Annotated in this window: 2 protein-coding genes; both read right to left on the bottom strand. The window is 63.8% G+C overall.

The genetic code is table 11. The features are described 5' to 3' along the window. On the bottom strand, window positions 1–136 hold a 136-nt coding region (locus AC097L_RS26225), incomplete at its 3' end, for a DUF493 family protein (protein ID WP_479589616.1). Window positions 137–141: 5 nt separating this feature from the next. Continuing rightward, window positions 142–1,032, bottom strand: coding sequence for a D-amino acid aminotransferase (locus AC097L_RS26230; RefSeq protein ID WP_479589617.1), 891 nt, complete (start codon window positions 1,030–1,032; stop codon window positions 142–144). Window positions 1,033–1,047 lie beyond the last annotated feature (15 nt).

Below are 1,047 nucleotides of genomic sequence, written 5' to 3' on the forward strand. Positions count from 1 at the left end.
CGATGGCGGTCATGGCGTGCACGAAGCCGTCGTCCTTTTCGCCCATCACCTTGATGGGGAAGAGCGAGGGGTATTCGGGCAGCGATTCTTTGCGGGGATCGACGGGGTCGGTGGGGTCGGTGGTGGGTGTGGTCATGGTGTTCAGAGGGATTGGGTGGCGGCGCAGTAGCCCGCGTAGAGCCGGGTGTAGACGGGGCCGGGCAGGCCGTTGCCTACGGGCTGGCCGTCCAGGGTGGTGATGGCCAGCACCTCTTTGGTGGCGCTAGTGAGCAGCAGTTCGTCGGCGTGCAGCACCTCTTCGCGGGTGATGCGGCGCAGTTGGAAGGGGATGCCCTGGGCGTGGCAGATGTCTTCCATCAGGCCGAAGCGTATGCCTTCGAGCACCAGGTGGTCTTTGGGCGGGCCGATGAGGGTGCCGTCCTTGACCAGCCAGACGTTGCTGCTGGCGGCTTCGCTGAGATGGCCGTTGCGGAACATCACGGTTTCCGTCGCGCCCGCGTCCACGCCGATCTGCCGCGCAAACACCGCACCCAGCAGGCTGGTGCTTTTGATGTGGGCTTTTTCCCAGCGGAAGTCGTCGGCGGTGACACAGGCCACGCCCTGGCTGCGCTGGGTGGCGCTGGGCAGGTTCATCTGGGTGGCCATGGCGAACACGGTGGGTGTGGTGTCTTTCGGCATGGCGTGGTCACGCAGGGCTACGCCGCGGGTGATCTGGATGTAGACCAGGTGGTTGGGATTTGAGTATTTTTGGCCGTTGGCGCTGGTGTGGTGGGCGTGACTAGCTACTAATGTTGTAGCAATCTCGCGCCACTGATCCCGCGTGCGCGGGTTGGCGATGCGCAGCTCGGCCAGGCTGCGGTCGAGCCGGGCCATGTGCTGGTCAAACCGGAACAAGCGGCCTGCGTAGACCGGCACCACTTCGTAGATGCCGTCGCCAAAGATGAAGCCCCGGTCCATGACGCTGATTTTCGCGTCGCACAGGGGGGTGTAGGCACCGTTGAGGTAGCAGGGGTAGTCGGGCAAAGAGTACATAACGCTATTTTGGAC

It is taken from the genome of Rhodoferax sp. RT5P35 (assembly GCF_056521385.1).

Coding starts and splice junctions, on each gene's coding strand:
- AC097L_RS26230 (WP_479589617.1), bottom strand. CDS start 1,032: ATGTACTCTTTGCCCGACTACCCCTGCTACCTCAACGGTGCCTACACC.